13 protein-coding genes are annotated in these 14,516 nt (G+C 56.6%); 9 read left to right on the top strand and 4 right to left on the bottom strand.

From position 1 onward, the window contains the following. Positions 1–76: 76 nt before the first annotated feature. Both ACLPGZ_RS14570 and uraH read right to left on the bottom strand, forming a co-directional pair. Positions 77–1,309, bottom strand: coding sequence for a urate hydroxylase PuuD (locus ACLPGZ_RS14570; RefSeq protein ID WP_009455921.1), 1,233 nt, complete (start codon positions 1,307–1,309; stop codon positions 77–79). A gap of 58 nt (positions 1,310–1,367) precedes the next feature. After that, positions 1,368–1,721 (bottom strand): hydroxyisourate hydrolase, encoded by a 354-nt coding sequence (gene uraH / locus ACLPGZ_RS14565; protein WP_009455919.1) that lies wholly within the window; start codon positions 1,719–1,721, stop codon positions 1,368–1,370. Between the two features lie 232 nt (positions 1,722–1,953). Here uraH and ACLPGZ_RS14560 point away from each other — a divergent pair, with 232 nt between their 5' ends. From ACLPGZ_RS14560 to trmD, 7 genes are all read left to right on the top strand, one after another. After that, positions 1,954–2,682, top strand: a complete 729-nt coding sequence (locus ACLPGZ_RS14560; protein WP_035272249.1) for a GntR family transcriptional regulator — start codon at positions 1,954–1,956, stop codon at positions 2,680–2,682. Between the two features lie 11 nt (positions 2,683–2,693). Then, entirely contained in the window at positions 2,694–3,626 is a 933-nt protein-coding gene (gene puuE, locus ACLPGZ_RS14555) for an allantoinase PuuE (protein ID WP_021446474.1), read from the top strand. A gap of 284 nt (positions 3,627–3,910) precedes the next feature. Next, on the top strand, positions 3,911–6,538 hold the full coding sequence (gene alaS, locus ACLPGZ_RS14550; RefSeq protein ID WP_429641587.1) for an alanine--tRNA ligase: 2,628 nt from the start codon (positions 3,911–3,913) through the stop codon (positions 6,536–6,538). Then, entirely contained in the window at positions 6,538–6,792 is a 255-nt protein-coding gene (locus tag ACLPGZ_RS14545; RefSeq protein WP_009455909.1) for a sulfurtransferase TusA family protein, read from the top strand. Before alaS ends, ACLPGZ_RS14545 begins: the two co-directional genes overlap by 1 nt. Positions 6,793–6,928: 136 nt before the next feature. Further along, positions 6,929–7,189 carry a 30S ribosomal protein S16 gene (gene rpsP / locus ACLPGZ_RS14540; protein ID WP_009455906.1) on the top strand — a complete coding sequence of 87 codons (261 nt, stop codon included), beginning with the start codon at positions 6,929–6,931 and terminating at the stop codon, positions 7,187–7,189. A 33-nt stretch (positions 7,190–7,222) separates the two neighbouring features. Beyond that, positions 7,223–7,822, top strand: coding sequence for a ribosome maturation factor RimM (gene rimM / locus ACLPGZ_RS14535; RefSeq protein WP_060185248.1), 600 nt, complete (start codon positions 7,223–7,225; stop codon positions 7,820–7,822). Between the two features lie 88 nt (positions 7,823–7,910). Beyond that, positions 7,911–8,669, top strand: a complete 759-nt coding sequence (gene trmD, locus ACLPGZ_RS14530) for a tRNA (guanosine(37)-N1)-methyltransferase TrmD (protein WP_060185247.1) — start codon at positions 7,911–7,913, stop codon at positions 8,667–8,669. Positions 8,670–8,741: 72 nt separating this feature from the next. On the opposite strand, the gene ACLPGZ_RS14525 is transcribed toward trmD, so the two are convergent. Beyond that, positions 8,742–9,710, bottom strand: coding sequence for a DMT family transporter (locus ACLPGZ_RS14525; RefSeq protein ID WP_239054431.1), 969 nt, complete (start codon positions 9,708–9,710; stop codon positions 8,742–8,744). A gap of 76 nt (positions 9,711–9,786) precedes the next feature. Here ACLPGZ_RS14525 and ACLPGZ_RS14520 point away from each other — a divergent pair, with 76 nt between their 5' ends. Further along, entirely contained in the window at positions 9,787–10,659 is an 873-nt protein-coding gene (locus ACLPGZ_RS14520; RefSeq protein ID WP_239054430.1) for a LysR family transcriptional regulator, read from the top strand. Positions 10,660–10,886: 227 nt separating this feature from the next. Here the strand turns inward: ACLPGZ_RS14520 and ACLPGZ_RS14515 are convergent, their stop codons facing one another. After that, complete coding sequence (locus ACLPGZ_RS14515) at positions 10,887–13,739, bottom strand: valine--tRNA ligase (protein ID WP_239054429.1); 2,853 nt, start codon at positions 13,737–13,739, stop codon at positions 10,887–10,889. A 253-nt stretch (positions 13,740–13,992) separates the two neighbouring features. Here ACLPGZ_RS14515 and ndk point away from each other — a divergent pair, with 253 nt between their 5' ends. After that, the gene (gene ndk / locus ACLPGZ_RS14510; RefSeq protein ID WP_009455885.1) at positions 13,993–14,418 is read left to right on the top strand and encodes a nucleoside-diphosphate kinase; all 426 of its coding nucleotides are present in this window, start codon (positions 13,993–13,995) and stop codon (positions 14,416–14,418) included. The last annotated feature ends 98 nt before the right edge of the window (positions 14,419–14,516 follow it).

The raw sequence follows: 14,516 nt of genomic DNA, 5'->3' as shown, positions 1-14,516 counted from the left end.
GACATGATTTTCATCATATCGGGGTTGGAAGTTACTACGGAGCTTGTCGCTCGTCAGGCTTGAGCCTTGTTCTGCATTAGTCGCGGGTACCGCTCCAAGCGGCAATGGCGGCACGCTCTTCGTCGGTCATTTGCGTCATGTTACCCAAGGGCATGTACTTGGAGTGCACCACGGTCTTGACCTGTTCGGCGTGCAGTACCGTGTTGTCGATGGTATCGAGCAACATGCCGGCAGGGGCAGCCGTAAAGCCGAAGTCGGCATTGGGCTTGACCGCGTGACACTGAACACATCGTGCGTCCATGATTTCCTGGACACGGGCAACACTGATTGTTTCCGCACCGTTGGCAGCTTCAGGTGCACTGGCAACTTCACCCTTCAAGCTGGCAGGAGCCGCCAGGTAACCCACGATCAGCAGCAGCACAACACCGGCAGCTGGGTAGGCAGGCTTTTTGATGCCAGCGTGCATCAGCACGAAGTATTGACGGATCAGGGCGCCGGCAAAGATGAACAGCACCATGATGATCCACGCATTGGGGTTGTTATACGTGAACGAGTAGTGGTTGCTCAGCATCAGCAGCAGGACAGGCAGCGTGAAGTAGGTATTGTGTACCGAACGCTGTTTGCCGCGCTTGCCATCCAGAGGGTTGGGCGCCTGACCGGCTTTCAGTGCCTTGACCATGCGGCGCTGGCCGGGAATGATCCAGAAGAACACGTTGGCCGACATGCTGGTGGCCATGACAGCACCCGTCAGCAAGAACGCAGCACGACCCGAGAAGATGTGGGCGCTCAGGTAAGCCACGACCACCATCATGATCGCCACCGCCACGCTTAGCAGGCCGTCGCGGTTCATGTTGGGGCTGATCAGGCGGCACAGGCCGTTATAGACCACCCAGCCCAGTACCAGGAAGGCAATGGCCATGACGTTGGCCTGAGTGCCTGTCATTTGAGCCGCCCATTCCCAGGGACTGTTGGGGTTGACCAGATAGAACTCGGGCTTGGTCAGGTAGAGCAGGGCGAACAGGAAGAAGCCGGACAACCAGGTGGTGTAGGACTTCCAGAAAGACCAGTGCAGGTCATCAGGCAGTTCAGCCGGGTTGGTCAGGTATTTCTGGTTGTGATAGAAGCCGCCGCCGTGGACAGCCCACATCTCGCCAAATACACCGCGTTTCTTGCTTTCTTCGCCTTTGGGCGGTTTCAGGCCATTGTCCAGCATCACAAAGTAGATGGACTCGCCGATCCAGGCGACAGCCGCAATCACGTGCAACCAGCGCAACAGCAGGTTGCCGTACTCAAGTAGGTAAGCGTACATAAAGATCTCGTATCAGAGTGGTTTCGTATAGAAGCGAAAAGTCGACTTGGATACGCGATCAGCTGCCGCGATAGGTAGACCAGGACCAGGGGGTCACGACCAGAGGTACGTGGTAATTGGCATTGGCATCAGCGATACCAAAGCGAATGCCGACCTGATCCACAAAGCGTGGCTCGGGCAGAGCCACACCGCTGGCGGCAAAGTAGTCACCTGCATGGAACACCAGTTCAAAAACGCCCGTGTGCATGGCCTCGCCTTGCAGCAGGGGCTCATCACAGCGACCGTCGCTGTTGGTGTGAGTGGTTTTGATCAAAGTGCGTTGATCGTTTTCGATGGAATAAAGATCGACGCGCACGCCGCTGGCTGGGCGCCCTTGAGTCGTGTCAAGGACATGGGTTGATAGCTTTCCCATAAATGTCTCCGGTTTATGGTGATCAAAAAAGGTCCAGCGAGCCCAGTTTTGAGAACCGGCCGGGGGCCAACGGTGCAAGGATCAGTGCGCTGGGTTGAGGCCCCGAAACTGTCGCTCTGTTTGAGGAATCAGATTGTCGACAATTTATGTTGACGATTTTGTCGGGGTACCGAATAATTGTCAATAGTCAATAACGAGAAATTCTATGCTTCAGATACGGCGGCAAGAGGGGATGAGCAGTGAATCCCAAGCGCCCAGCGCCTCCTCGCTGCTAGAGGGAGGCATGGCAGATAGCGAGGTCGGGCGTGTTTATAGCCAGATCTTTGATGCGGTCGTTGACCGTCGTCTTTTGCCTGGAACCAAACTGACGGAAGCCACGCTGTGCACGATTTTCGAGTGCTCGCGGGCGACCGTTCGTGCGGCGCTGGCTGCCCTCGAACACGACAAGATTGTGGTTATCGAGCCCAATCGTGGCGCTTTTATCTGGAAGCCGACGGCCAAGCAGACACGGGATGTGTTTGAACTGCGACGAGACCTGGAAGCGCTGATTCTGAAAAAACTGATCAGCTACCCGGATCTGCCGGAGCGTTTGGCTGGTCTGTATGAAATGGTGGAACGTGAACAGCACGCTTTTGAACACGGCGACCGCATCAGCTGGTTGCGCCTGTCAAACGCATTTCACGTGATGCTGGCGCGCTGCGCTGGCAACGATGAGTTGACCGAGCTGATGCACACCTTGTGCGCCCGCACCACGCTCATCATTGCCTATCACGACACACCGGGCGAACAGGCTTGCTCGTTTTACGAGCACAAAGAGATTTTGGACAAGCTTAGTCAGGGCGACGCCGACGGCGCGCATCTGGCTATGCATCATCACTTAAGTGATTGTGAACATCGCATGAGCGAAGCGGGTGATGGCAGTGCTGCTGATCCTTGGCTGGCCCTCAGCGTAAAACGCTAAACGGAGACGGTATGTCCTTGAGTAAGTACCCTCGTGACCTGGTTGGTTACGGTAAAAACGTGCCTCATGCACAATGGCCTGATCGGGCGCGCATTGCGGTGCAGTTTGTCTTGAACTATGAGGAAGGCGGGGAGAACTGCGTTCTGCACGGTGATCCGGGCTCTGAACAGTTCCTGTCCGAAATCATTGGTGCGGCGGCTTACCCGGACCGTCACCTGTCCATGGAGTCCATTTACGAATACGGCTCGCGTGCCGGTGTCTGGCGGATTCTGAAAGAGTTTGAAAAACGCGGCTTGCCCATGACCATTTTCGGTGTGGGTATGGCGTTGGAGCGTCACCCCGAGCTGGCACAGGAATTCGTGCGCCTGGGTCACGAAATTGCTTGCCATGGCTACCGCTGGATTCACTACCAGAACGTGTCCGAAGAGGTGGAGCGCGAGCATATGCGCCAGTGCGTGAAAGTGCTGACGGACTTGCTGGGCCACCATCCCGAAGGCTGGTACACCGGCCGTGACAGCCCCAACACCTTGCGTCTGGTGGCAGAAGAAGGCCAGTTCCTGTACAGCTCCGATTACTACGGTGATGATCTGCCGTTCTGGACCGAGGTTCAACTCAGTGACAATACGGTCAAGCCGCAATTGATCGTGCCTTACACCCTGGATAGCAATGACATGCGCTTTGCGGCTCCTCAGGGCTTTAACACCGGCGATCATTTCTTCTCCTACCTGAAAGACGCGTTTGACGTGCTCTACGAAGAAGGTGAAGAAGCCCCCAAGATGTTGTCCATCGGTTTGCATTGCCGTCTGATTGGCCGTCCTGGCCGCTTCCGTGCCTTGCAGCGCTTCCTGGATTACGTGCAATCGCACGAGCGTGTCTGGGTTTGCCGTCGTGTGGATATTGCTCGTCATTGGGCCGAGCATCATCCCTATCAGCCCAAGGCCTGATCGAGGCAGGGCCAGGGTTCATGCCTCCTGGCCCATCAGGGCGACATCCTGAATATGAGCAGGGTGCCCTCACATTCCGACTCGCCAGGGTCGGAATTGTTGTTTCTGCCCGCTGAAAACAGTACTATTTGACGCTTACGCAGCCGCTCGTACAGGGAGTGTGGCGTCCTGGCTTCTCACTGCTTTGCCGGGGCGGCAGGTGTTGTGCCAGCGCAGCGCGCGCATGGGCTGCAAGGCTGATCGTCTTATAATAGGCAGTTAAATTTTCCATCGCGTTGCATGTAATGAAAACCTCAGAAATTCGTCAGAAGTTTCTTTCTTTTTTTGAATCCAAGGGACATCACATCGTCTCCTCGGCTTCGCTGGTACCAGGCAATGACCCTACCTTGCTGTTCACTAACGCAGGGATGGTGCAGTTCAAAGATGTGTTCACGGGCAAGGAAACCCGTCCCTACAACCGTGCAACCAGCTCTCAGCGCTGTGTTCGTGCCGGTGGCAAGCATAATGACCTGGAAAACGTGGGCTACACCGCCCGCCACCACACCTTTTTTGAAATGCTGGGCAACTTCAGCTTTGGCGACTACTTCAAGCAAGACGCCATTCGCTATGCCTGGGAGCTGCTGACGACGGTTTACAAGCTGCCTGCAGAGAAACTCTGGGTCACCGTCTATCAAGAAGACGATGAGGCCTACGATATCTGGGCTTCGGAAATTGGTGTGCCCAAAGAGCGCATCATCCGCATCGGCGATAAGGGTGGCGTACGCTACAACTCGGACAACTTCTGGCAGATGGCCGATACCGGCCCCTGTGGTCCTTGTTCGGAAATCTTCTACGATCACGGCGCTGACGTTTGGGGTGGCCCTCCCGGATCGCCTGAAGAAGACGGCGACCGCTATATCGAAGTATGGAACCTGGTGTTCATGCAGTTCGAGCGTTCCGCCGACGGCACCATGACGCCGCTGCCCAAGCCTTGTGTGGACACCGGCATGGGCCTGGAGCGTATTTCGGCTGTGCTGCAGCACGTGCATTCCAATTACGAGATCGACCTGTTCCAGTCTCTGATTCAGGCCGCCGCACGCGAAACCAAGACCAGCGACTTGAGCAATAACTCGCTCAAGGTGATTGCTGACCACATCCGTGCTTGCAGCTTTCTGATTATTGACGGGGTCATCCCCAGCAATGAAGGCCGTGGCTATGTGCTGCGCCGTATTATTCGCCGTGCCTTGCGTCACGGTCACAAACTGGGTCAGAAGGGCTTGTTCTTTTACCGTTTGGTACAGGACTTGGGCCTGACCATGGGCGAAGCCTACCCCGAGCTGATTAGCCAGCGCGAGCGTATCGAACAAGTGCTGCGCCAGGAAGAAGAGCGTTTCAGCGAAACGCTGGAAAATGGCATGCGCATTCTGGAAGGCGCTTTGGCCAACCTGCTGGAGAATGCCAAGCTGGACGGCCAGACGCTGTTCACCTTGTACGATACCTACGGTTTCCCCGTGGACTTGACCGCCGACATCTGCCGCGAGCGTGGCATTGAGGTCGATCTGGACGGTTTTGAAGTTGCCATGGAAAACCAGCGTCAGATGGCACGCGCTTCGGGCAAGTTCAAAACAGCCGAAGGCTTGAGCTATTCCGGTGTGCAGACCCGTTTTGATGGCTACACCACCCTGGAAGGCAGCGGCACCGTTACCGCCTTGTATGTGGATGGCACCTCGGTGCAGTCCGTGGCTCAGGGTCAGCAAGCGGTGGTGGTTCTGGATGCCACCCCTTTCTACGCCGAATCCGGTGGTCAGGTGGGGGATGCCGGTATCTTGAGCGATGCCAAGGGCCTGTCCTTTGAAGTGCAAGATACTCAAAAGATTTCCAATCAGGTTTTCGGCCACCAAGGGGTGCTGAACGCAGGCACGCTGACAGTGGGCCAGACTGTTCAAGCCCAGGTGGATACCGAGCGCCGTGAGCGCGTGATCCGTAATCACTCGGCCACGCACTTGATGCACAAGGCCTTGCGTCAGGTGCTGGGCGGTCACGTGCAGCAACGTGGTTCCCTGGTGGACGCCGAAAAGACCCGTTTTGACTTTGCTCACGATGCCGCCATGACGGCCGAGCAAATCGCTCAGGTCGAAGCCATTGTGAATGAGCAGGTTCTGGCTAACCAGGCCGTGCAAGCCCAACTGATGTCCTTTGATGACGCTGTTAGCGGTGGTGCCATGGCTTTGTTTGGCGAAAAGTACGGCGATGAAGTGCGCGTACTGGATATCGGTTTCTCGCGCGAGCTGTGCGGCGGTACTCACGTTCAACGTACGGGCGATATTGGCCTGTTCAAGATTGTCTCGGAAGGCGGTGTAGCCGCTGGCGTGCGCCGTGTCGAGGCCATCACCGGCACCAACAGCCTGCATTGGGTACAAGCGCAGGAACGCTTGTTGAACGACGCTTCTGCCAGTCTGCGTACGCAGCCAGAGGGTCTGGTTGCCCGTATCAGCGCCTTGCAAGGTCAGATCAAGGATCTGGAGCGCGAGCGCGAACAAATGCAATCCAAGCTGGCTGCTTCGGCAGGCCAGGATCTGCTGGCTCAGGCTGTCCCGTTGAATGACAGCAGCCGCTTGCTGGTTGCCACGTTGCAAGGCGTGGAGGCCAAAGCCTTGCGCGAAATGGCGGATCAGTTGAAGAACAAGCTGCAGTCTGCCGTGATCCTGCTGTCTATCGTGGCAGACGGCAAAGTCAGCCTGGTGGCTGGCGTGACGCCTGACCTGACCTCCAAGGTCAAGGCGGGTGATCTGGTGGGCTTTGTGGCCTCGCAAATGGGCGGGAAGGGCGGTGGTCGTCCTGACATGGCCATGGGCGGCGGTACCGATGCCAGCGTTCTGCCGCAGGCCAATGCTTCGGTGCAGGCCTGGGTTCAAAGTAAATTGGGTGCGTAATGACGATGTCCGAGACCGGCGCATTGCCCAACAGCGATCTGCAGGTTGATGCAAGTGGGCTGAAATGCCCCTTGCCTATCTTGCGTGCCAAGAAAGCCTTGGCACAGCTGGAATCCGGGCAAGTGTTGCAGGTCATCACGACCGATCAGCACGCCATTCAAGATTTTCAGGCTTTTTGTCGCCAAACTGGCAACGAACTGTTGGCTCAAGACCAGCAAGCCGAAAAAACTCTGCATTTTTTACGCCGTCGTTGAGCCGACGGCGGTAGAATACTGCTTTGTCTGTTGCGTATCTAGCACTGAATCTGCTATCTTAGCGTGTTACTTTTGGCATGCTTGCCAGAATAGTGCTAGAATTTTTTGTTTACCTTACACAATAAAGGGATTATCAATGGTGGTAATTCGCTTGGCCCGTGGTGGCTCCAAAAAGCGTCCTTTTTACAACGTAGTAGCCGCCGAGGCGAGCCAACGCCGTGATGGTCGCTTCATCGAACGTCTGGGTTTCTACAACCCCGTTGCTGGCGAAGGTCATGAAAACCTGCGTCTGCAAATGGACCGCGTTAAGCACTTCACCGACAACGGTGCTCAGGTTTCGCCTGCTGTGGCTCGCCTGTTGAAAGAATACTCGGCTAAGGTTGCTTCGGCTGCCTAAGTTGATTCACCTGTTTTTTTAGTAGCGTTTAGTGTGAAGCAATCTGCGATTCCTGCTGACCTTGTTGAGCTCGGTCGTATTGTTTCCGCTTATGGTGTGCGTGGTTGGGTCAAGATCCAGCCGCATTCCATGCAAACCAAGGCGCTGCTGAATGCAAAGACATGGTGGTTAAAAACGCCCCGGCCTGAATCTCAGGCGGGCGTTTTTGCGTCTGTGTCACCCAGACAGATACAAACCGCAAAGCAGCATGGTGCAACCATCGTGGCGCAGTTTGAGGGTCTGGATAATCGAGAGCTGGCTCAAGCTCTCAAGGGGCATACCGTTTGGGTATCCCGTGCCGCTTTCCCCAAAGCGGACGAAGACGAATTTTATTGGGTCGATCTGATCGGCTGCCGCTTCTTTGGCGAGCAGGACGGCCAGGCTGAAAGCCTGGGCGAAGTGGTGGAAGTGCTGGATAACGGCGCGCATGCCATTTTGGTCGTGCACCGCGGCTCCTGGGATGCCGAAGGTGTTTTTACACCTGTAAAGGACGAACAGGGCAGGCCGCTGGAAGAGCTGGTTCCCTTTGTGCAAGCCATTGTGCATACGGTGGATATGTCCGCCCGCGAGCTGCACAGCCACTGGGCGATTTGATCGTTTCAATCCTGCGCACCTGCATGGCTCTGGCCTGACTGGTCGAGCCTTGTAAAGCGTATCCGCTTTTTTCTCTTGCCGAGTCCTCATGCGATTTGATGCCCTGACCCTGTTCCCGGACATGTTTGATGTGGTCAGCGAGGCTGGGGTTACCGGCCGTGCGCACAAACAGGGCATCTGGCAGATGCGGACCTGGAACCCGCGCGACTACACCACTGACGTGCACCGTACCGTAGACGATCGTCCTTACGGCGGTGGCCCAGGCATGGTCATGCTGGCTGACCCCTTGAATGATGCCCTGGATCAGGCTTTGGCTGATCGTGGCGATAGCCCGGAAGTGATTTTGCTAAGTCCCACAGGGCGACGCTTTGACCAGGCTGTGGCTCAGGAACTGGCTCAAGGTCCCGGTGCGGTTCTGGTTTGCGGTCGCTATGAAGGTATCGATCAACGCTTTATTGATGCGCGCGTCACCCAGGAACTGTCTTTGGGGGACTTTGTGCTGTCTGGCGGCGAAATTGCCTCGCTGGCGATTATTGATAGCGTGATTCGGCTTTTGCCCGGCGTGTTGAATGACGCTGACTCGGCTCGTCAGGACTCTTTCCATGCCGACAATAGCGGCTTGCTGGATAGCCCGCATTACACGCGTCCCGAGGTATACCGCGATCAGGCGGTGCCCGACGTGTTGATGTCTGGTCATCATGGTCGTATCCAGGCATGGCGGCGTGAGCAATCCCTGCGTTTGACAGCCTTGCGGCGGCCCGAGTTGATTGAGCAGGCCCGTCAGCGTGGCGAACTTAGCAAGGCAGACGAGCGCTTTTTGGCATCTTTGGCTTCCTTGAGCGAATAGCTTTGTTTAAAGCGTTCGCCAAACCTTAACGGTCCGTTTTTATGCGGGCCGTTTTGTATCTGGGTGACTTTGTTAGTCGTACTGGCCAAGCTGCAGTTGCGAATTTTCCGCAGGGGTGTCGTCCTTGGTATTCAGTGTCTGCCGTCCCCAGCTCATCAGGGCCATCCCGCTAATCGCCAGCAAACCTCCGCCGATCAAGGATGGGTTCAGGGTCTCCTTAAGCCACAGGCTGGACAGTAAAACGCCAAACAGCGGTACCAGGGCCAGGTAGGCGCCTGCGGATGTGGCGCCCAGGCTTTTCACGCCGTGCATATACCAGGCGAAGGCCAGAGCCGTTGAACCCAGGCCCAAGGCCAATACGCTGTACCAGGCTTGGCTTGGCGCATGGATCAGGCTGCCCCAGGCCGAAAGACCCTCCACCCCCAAGCTGCTGATGGACAGCAGCACTGCGCCAATCAATGTGGTCATGCTAGTGGCGGTCAGAGAATCTACGGTGGTCAGTACGGTGCGGCCAATCAAGGTGTAGCTGACCCAGCACAGAGCACAGCCCAGTAATAGCCACTCGCCTATTCCACTCTGGCCCGGCATGAGGCTGCTGATAGAGCCGGCACTCAGGGCATAGAGAGCCCCTGATACGGCCAGGATTACTCCCAGGCTCATCTTCTTGTTGACTGGCTCGCGAAACAACAAAGAGGCCAGAATCAGGATCAGGACCGGGTTCAGAGCAACGACCATGCTGGCCTTGCCTGCTGGCACCAGTTTCAGGGCCAGAAGAAAGAAAATTGAATAGCCAAATACCCCAAAAGCCGAGGCGTTAAGCAGACCTAGCCATTCTCGGGAGTCAAGTGTGCATAGGGCTTTCAGTCGGCCGCTCCAGCTCATCCAAAGCAGCAGTGCGACGCTGGCAATCAGGAAGCGCAGACTGGCTGCCGCCAAAGGCGGCATGGCTTGTGCCACGACTCGGCCCCAGGGCCAGGAAGCTCCCCACAGAGCGGCCATGCCAATCAGACTTAGGTGTACGGAGTAGTTGGGAGATTTCATTAAAGCCACTATGGAGAAGATTTCAGCAGGGGTACTATTTACTTTTATTGCCTCATAGTCGAATGAGTAAACGCTCATGACCTTCACTCAACTAGAAATCTTTTCCGTGCTGGCCAGGATAGGCAGCTTTTCTCGAGCAGCCAGTGCCTTGGGGATTACGCAAAGTGCGGTCAGTCATGCGCTCAAGCAGCTGGAGGCCGATTTGGGTGTCTGCCTGTTTTCTCGTGGCCCGACCTCAGTAGAGCTGACTGAAGTGGGGGCTAAGTTGCTGCAACGTGCCAACGATATCCTGCAGCAGAAAGAGGCCTTGCATCAGGAGGCCTGCTACGAGCAGGGAATTGCCCGTGGCACCTTGCGTATTGCTTCTTTTGGGGCTTCCTCGTCCTTGCATTTGCTGCCGCATTTATTGGCTTGCTACAGGCAGACGCATCCCGAAGTGGAGGTGCAGATTGATGAGGGTGTTGATAGTGAAGTGGCGCAATGGCTGTTGGAGCGGCGTGTGGAGCTGGGCTTTGTGATCTTGCCGGATGATTGCTTTGACTGCTTGCCCTTGGCCCAGGATGAGCTGGTGGCCGTGCTGCCGGCAGAGCATCATTTGGCCGTTTGCGCCCGTGTTTCTGCCAGTGACTTCCATGACTTGCCGTTTATTCGGACTGCGGCGGGCTCTGGCCCGCATGTAGATCGGTTTCTGGCGGCAGCAGGGGCGGTCCCCAGGACCTTGTTCCGTTTCGAGCAGTTGTCCTCCATGTTGGGCTTTGTCGCGCAAGGAGTGGCTGTGACCATTGCGGGCAGGCTGGCCTTGCCGGAGCCGCCAGAAGGGGTGATTTATCGCAGCCTGGAGCCGTGTAGGCCTCGTGAAATTGCTCTGGCGGCTCTGAATTTCGAGCGGCTTTCTCCTGCTGCTCAGGCGTTTTTGCGGATAGCCCGGAAAATACATCACAAGAGGTGATGCGCTCAGGATGGCTTCGCTTTTTCTTGTTGTGTCAGTGCGGGATAGCTTCTGTGCGCGACCGGTCTGCGCTGGTGTGATGCTCCTGTGTTCTTCTGTTTCGTATGAACAGGGAGGGGGTGTTACGAGTAATCGGAATAGTGTCGCTGGATTGAAGGACCATAGATGCAAAAAGGCCCTGCACTAGTGCAGGGCCTTTTCTCGTCACCGAGACCTGATTCAGGCGATTAGCCCAGACGCTCAAACTGCTGTTTCACCTTGGCCAGTGTCTCACCGAATTGAGCCACGCGCAGGCGCTCCTGTTCAACCACGGCGGCAGGTGCACGTTCTACAAAGCTGGCGTTGCCCAGTTTGGCTTCGGCCTTGTTGATCTCGCCTTGCAGACGTTCGATTTCCTTGGACAGGCGGATGCGCTCCGCTTCCACGTCAATCTCTACGTGCAGCATCAGCTGAGTGGTGTCGACCACTTGTACTGGGGCGCCGGCGTCGGTGGGCAGTTGATCCACGATGTCTACGCTTTCCAGTTTGCACAAGCTGGCCAGATAGGGGCTGTTGGCGCTCAGGATTGCAGCGTCACCTTGGGCAACCAGTGGCACGCGCTGAGCGGGCGAGAGGTTCATCTCCCCGCGCAAGGCGCGAATCGCGTCCACTTGGGCTTTCAGTTCTGCAACCTGTGCCATGGCCTGTTCATCAATGGCGGCCGGATTGGCGATAGGGTAGGGCTGGACCGAAATACTGGTGGTTTCATTGGCAGCACGTTTGCCAGCTACCACCGAGACTTTCTGCCACAGCTCTTCCGTAATGAACGGGATGATGGGGTGTGCCACGCGCAACACCACTTCCAGTACACGGATCAGGGTGCGGCGGGTGCCCAGCTGCTGCTCGGGCGTGCCGTTCTGGATCTGGGTCTTGGCCAGTTCCAGATACCAGTCGCAGTACTCGTCCCAGACAAAGTGGTAGATGGCGTTGGCGACGTTGTCGAAACGGTAGTCGGCAAAACCGCGCTCGGCATCCTGTTCCAGGCCTTGCAGTAGGCTGATGATCCAGCGGTCTGCAAAGCTCAGTTCGGCAGCAGCGTCGGTGTGCAGTTCATGGCCTTCGGTGTTCATCAGCACAAAGCGGGTGGCGTTCCACAGCTTGTTGCAGAAGTTGCGATAGCCTTCACAGCGCTTCATGTCGAAGTTGATGTTGCGACCCAGGGTGGCGTAAGCGGCCATGGTAAAGCGCAGCGCGTCCGTACCGAAGGCGGGGATGCCATCGGGATAGTCCTTCTTGGTGCGCTTGCTAATGCTTTGAGCCTGCTTGGGATTCATCAGGCCAAACGTGCGCTTGTGTATCAGGCTTTCCAGGTCGATGCCGTCGATCAAATCCACCGGGTCAATCGTGTTGCCCTTGGATTTGCTCATCTTCTTGCCTTCCATATCGCACACCAGTCCGTGAACATAGACGGTGTTGAACGGAACGCGGCCGGTCAGGTGCATGCTCATCATGACCATGCGGGCCACCCAGAAGAAAATAATGTCGAAGCCAGTTACCAGCACGCTGGAGGGCAGGTAACGAGCCAGATCCGGGGTTTCTTCAGGCCAGCCCAGATCGGTGAAGGGCACCAGGGCAGAGGAGAACCAGGTGTCCAGTACGTCCTCGTCGCGGCGCAGCGGGCCGGTCACGCCAGCGGCACGGGCTTGTTCCAGAGCGTCTTCTTCGGAGCGGGCGACAAACAGGCTGCCGTCTTCGGCGTACCAGGCGGGAATTTGGTGACCCCACCACAGCTGACGGGAAATACACCAGTCCTGAATATTGTTCAGCCACTGGTTGTAGGTGTTGGACCAGTTGTCGGGGTAGAAGCGCACACGGCCATCGGCCACCACATCCAGGGCAACCTGGGTGATGCTCTTGCCAGGGTGCAGGGAGTCTTCTGGCGCAGGCTTGCTCATGGCGACAAACCACTGGTCGGTCAGCATGGGTTCGATAACCGTATTGGTACGGTCGCCGCGTGGCACCATCAGCTTGTGTGGTTTGACGGCCTTGAGCAGGCCCTGGGCTTCCAGGTCGGTCACGATTTGCTTGCGTGCAGCAAAGCGCTCCAGGCCTTGGTAGGCTTCGGGGGCGGTGTCGGCAATATGGGCATCCAGCGTCAGGATGCTGATCATTTCCAGGCCGTGGCGCTGGCCAACGGCGTAGTCATTGAAGTCGTGGGCAGGAGTAACCTTCACCACGCCGGTACCAAAGGCCGGGTCTACGTAGTCGTCTGCAATGATCGGGATGGAACGGCCAACCAGGGGCAGGGTAACGGTTTGACCGATCAGGCCGATATAGCGCTCGTCTTCAGGGTGCACCATCAGGGCAACGTCGCCCAGCATGGTTTCGGGACGGGTGGTGGCCACCGTCAGGTGGGTCAGACCGCCTTGAGGTGTGGTCAGCGGATAGCTGATTTCCCACAGGTAGCCGTCTTCTTCCTCGCTGACCACTTCCAGATCAGATACGGCGGTGCCCAGCACGGGGTCCCAGTTCACCAGGCGCTTGCCACGGTAAATCAGGCCTTGCTCGTACAGACGGACAAAAGTTTCCAGCACGCCACGGGACAGATTGTCGTCCATGGTGAAGTATTCGCGGCTCCAGTCACAGGACGCGCCCAGGCGACGGAACTGGCCGGTAATGGTATTGCCCGACTTCTCTTTCCACTCCCAGACTTTTTCCAGGAATTTCTCGCGGCCCAGGTCGTGGCGGCTGATGTTCTGGGCATCAAGCTGGCGTTCCACGATGATCTGGGTCGCAATCCCGGCGTGGTCGGTACCGGGAATATAGACCGTGTCGTCGCCTTTCATGCGGTGGTAGCGCGTCAGGCCATCCATGATGGTCTGATTAAAGGCGTGGCCCATGTGCAAAGTCCCGGTGACGTTTGGTGGTGGGGACTGGATCACAAAGGGTTCGGACTGATGATCACCCAAGGGCTGGACATGTTGGCCACCCTTGAAAAGGTCGGCTTGCTCCCAGCGCGCGTACCAGCGCGTTTCGATTTCCTGGGGTTCAAAGCTCTTGGATAATTGCTCGTCGGAGGTCGTAGCGGATGAGTTGGTCATGGTGATGCGGTCTGCCTGCCCCTTATTGCACGTTCAGTGCCAGATAGGGCGGGACTAATCCTGGGTAAAAAACGAATTTAAGATGCACTATTTTAAGATGTGGCCGTGCGTCTTTGGCGTGGTAAAATGCCGGGTTGCCGTAAATCTGATGAAAGTGCTTGTTTTCATTAAAAAATTTAGCGCGAACCGTCGGATCTGCATTTTGCTTTACGCAGCAAAGACTACACTATATTGTTCTTATTTGGATTTTCACATGGCTATTGAACGCACTCTGTCCATTATCAAGCCCGACGCTGTTGCTAAAAACGTGATCGGTCAGATTATTTCCCGCTTTGAAGGCGCTGGCCTGAAAGTGATCGCTGGTCGCCTGGTTCACCTGTCCCGTGGCGAAGCCGAGCGCTTCTACGGCGTGCACGCCGAGCGTCCTTTCTTCAAGGATCTGGTCGACTTCATGGTTTCCGGTCCTGTGTTCGTTCAAGTTCTGGAAGGCGAAGGCGCCATTGCCAAGAACCGCGAACTGATGGGCGCTACCGACCCCAAGAAAGCTGACGCTGGCACCATCCGTGCTGACTTCGCTGAAAGCATCGACGCTAACGCTGTTCACGGTTCCGACGCTCCTGAAACCGCTGCTGTCGAAATCGCTTTCTTCTTCCCAGAGTGCAACGTTTACAGCCGTTAATTCGTTAAACCGCGCAGTATTGGCGGCACTCTGAGCAAGACTTGCCCGGCACACCGGAATGGGTGTGCCGGGCAAATCCGCAAAAAGAGGCTTTTTTG

This window comes from Alcaligenes sp. Me129, from assembly GCF_050487245.1.
In the GTDB taxonomy this organism is placed as follows: Bacteria; Pseudomonadota; Gammaproteobacteria; order Burkholderiales; family Burkholderiaceae_B; genus Alcaligenes; species Alcaligenes phenolicus.
Note: the sequence above shows the minus strand (reverse complement) of the source record. Positions and strands in the feature narration are given on the sequence as shown.

Bases quoted from the DNA above. Each gene is read 5' to 3' on its own strand.
- ACLPGZ_RS14570 (WP_009455921.1), bottom strand. From the start codon at position 1,309: ATGTACGCTTACCTACTTGAGTACGGCAACCTGCTGTTGCGCTGGTTG.
- uraH (WP_009455919.1), bottom strand. From the start codon at position 1,721: ATGGGAAAGCTATCAACCCATGTCCTTGACACGACTCAAGGGCGCCCA.
- ACLPGZ_RS14560 (WP_035272249.1), top strand. From the start codon at position 1,954: ATGAGCAGTGAATCCCAAGCGCCCAGCGCCTCCTCGCTGCTAGAGGGA.
- puuE (WP_021446474.1), top strand. From the start codon at position 2,694: ATGTCCTTGAGTAAGTACCCTCGTGACCTGGTTGGTTACGGTAAAAAC.
- alaS (WP_429641587.1), top strand. From the start codon at position 3,911: ATGAAAACCTCAGAAATTCGTCAGAAGTTTCTTTCTTTTTTTGAATCC.
- ACLPGZ_RS14545 (WP_009455909.1), top strand. From the start codon at position 6,538: ATGACGATGTCCGAGACCGGCGCATTGCCCAACAGCGATCTGCAGGTT.
- rpsP (WP_009455906.1), top strand. From the start codon at position 6,929: ATGGTGGTAATTCGCTTGGCCCGTGGTGGCTCCAAAAAGCGTCCTTTT.
- trmD (WP_060185247.1), top strand. From the start codon at position 7,911: ATGCGATTTGATGCCCTGACCCTGTTCCCGGACATGTTTGATGTGGTC.
- ACLPGZ_RS14525 (WP_239054431.1), bottom strand. From the start codon at position 9,710: ATGAAATCTCCCAACTACTCCGTACACCTAAGTCTGATTGGCATGGCC.
- ACLPGZ_RS14520 (WP_239054430.1), top strand. From the start codon at position 9,787: ATGACCTTCACTCAACTAGAAATCTTTTCCGTGCTGGCCAGGATAGGC.
- ACLPGZ_RS14515 (WP_239054429.1), bottom strand. From the start codon at position 13,739: ATGACCAACTCATCCGCTACGACCTCCGACGAGCAATTATCCAAGAGC.
- ndk (WP_009455885.1), top strand. From the start codon at position 13,993: ATGGCTATTGAACGCACTCTGTCCATTATCAAGCCCGACGCTGTTGCT.